Origin of the sequence: Mesorhizobium sp. M7A.F.Ca.US.014.04.1.1 (genome assembly GCF_003998745.1) — a bacterium.
Lineage (GTDB): Bacteria > Pseudomonadota > Alphaproteobacteria > Rhizobiales > Rhizobiaceae > Mesorhizobium > Mesorhizobium ciceri.
Map to the genome: position 1 here is coordinate 1 of NZ_RZRW01000944.1, position 1,458 is coordinate 1,458.

2 protein-coding genes are annotated in these 1,458 nt (G+C 61.6%); both read right to left on the reverse strand.

Annotation, left to right across the window (positions count from 1 at the left end; genetic code table 11):
- Positions 1–821: hypothetical protein (locus EOA22_RS33365; RefSeq protein ID WP_164756169.1), on the reverse strand; the 821-nt coding region annotated here is incomplete at its 3' end.
- Positions 822–1,053: 232 nt separating this feature from the next.
- Positions 1,054–1,458, reverse strand: a 405-nt coding sequence (locus EOA22_RS33370; RefSeq protein ID WP_164756170.1) for a GNAT family N-acetyltransferase, incomplete at its 5' end; no start/stop codon positions are given.

The following is a 1,458-nucleotide window of genomic DNA, read 5'->3' on the forward strand; positions in this document are numbered from 1 at the left end:
CCGCCGCGGGGATGATGCTCGGCCGTGGACAGTCGCGGGTGCAGGTCCTGCTGTACAAGCATCTGCGCAGATAGTTTGCCGGTCAGTCGTTCGTTGTGGACTTGGTAGTCCGCGACCTTGGAACGAAGCAGCATGGCGGCCTGTTGCAAGCTGGCGAGCCGCAATGCAACGTCCTCACGCGCCTGCTCGGCGGCTTGCCTGGCCATGGTCTCGTCGCGGAGTTGCCCCGACACGCGCGCCAGGTTCCGTCCCAGGCGCTCGACCTCGACATTCGCTTCGAGGAACCGTGTTGCGCGCTGGCCGGCATGCCTATCCGCCTGCGCAATGGTCTGCCGTGCCCTGTTGAGTTGGACCTCCAGGTCGGCGATGGTCTTGCTTGCGATCGATAGCTCGCGCGATTTTCGCCCAAGCTCTTTCGAGGTGCGATCCTGCAAACGTTGCAGCTTCGCCACCTCTTCCTGCAAGTCCCATTTGTCCGTATCGGGAGCGTCGGCATCGTGCGTTTGCGCATCGAGCCTGGCCACATAGTCCTCAACCAGCGACCACGCCAAGTCGTCATCGTTGGACAAGAGCGAGGAGCCGCGCATGGCGTGGGCCTGACTCGAGCCCGTCCGGGCCGAAGTCGAGCCGAGGGAGGCGGCCAGCGTGTCTGACTGGGCCAATCCGGTCACGGGCTCCTCTTCGAAGAGAGGCAAAGCTTGATGCGTGGCGGCTCGGATGCTTCGAATCAGTTCTTCGAAGTCTTCGTCGGCCCTTCGGACAACGGCGCTGTCGTTCGCACTGATGTGCCGGGCGCCGTTGGCCTCATGATTCAGCGACATTTTTCTCTCATCGCGGACCGAATCACTAGACTATCGTGCATCAAGGACAAGAATGCGAGTAGATCTTGCCGGGTTTCACCGGAAAATTGCTGCAAGAAATCTCGTTTTTTTGAAGCGGAAGTCGATCTTAGCGCTTGCCTCTTGGGCAATCGAAGTAAAGTCCCGGCCACCTCTGTGTCAAATATTGCAGCGAAAATGTGCCATCCTTCCAGAACCGCACCCTTGCCTTTTCTCAGCGCCGCCCCAACAAGCTCTTCATGCGGTTGCGCAGCAGGCGGGCCATGTTGCGGGTTTCGCGGTAGAGGTGCAGTTGCGAGGCGGCCTGGCGGGTGAGGCGGTCGGCGTCCGGCGTCAGGCCGATCACCAGCGTGCCCATCGGCTTGCGCTCGGCCCATAGCCGGCTCATCACCGGATGGTCGGGCACGGCGCAGGAATCGGTCATCATGATGTTGGGATCGTCGAGATGCTGCCCGGTCACCTCGATCATCAGCAAGGTGCCCGGCGAATAGCTGGCCAGCGTCTCGTCATAGGCGGTCTTCCAGGTGTAGGCGATGCCGGCTTCGACGAAGACGATCAGGCAGGCAATGGTGCGGCCGTCGAGCGTCAGCGAATGGATGCGGCACATGTCCTGCTCGGC